This window comes from Neisseria sp. P0001.S005, assembly GCF_051963715.1.
Map to the genome: position 1 here is coordinate 1 of NZ_JBQCTZ010000982.1, position 266 is coordinate 266.

Genomic DNA, 266 nt, shown 5'->3' on the forward strand with positions numbered 1-266 from the left:
CCCGTACGGCCGATGTAAAACTCGGCCAGTTGAACCGGCAAGGCTACCAAAATCGTAAAAATCAAAAACAAAAGAAAGAATACGGCGCCGCCGTTTGTACCGGCTGTATAAGGGAATTTCCAAATTGCACCCAAACCAATGGCCGAGCCTGCCGCAGCAAGCACAAAGCCGATTTTGGATGACCAAGATGAATGGTTGCTCATGATGTAATATTAAGAAACGTGAAGATGCCGAATTGTAACAGGGTGAAGTCAAGCCGTGAGTGG

General features: G+C 47.4%; 1 pseudogene. It reads right to left on the minus strand.

Annotated features, from left to right (window positions below):
- Positions 1–203, minus strand: a pseudogene (locus ACTHSP_RS23775) (sodium-dependent transporter); the annotation flags it as partial.
- Positions 204–266 lie beyond the last annotated feature (63 nt).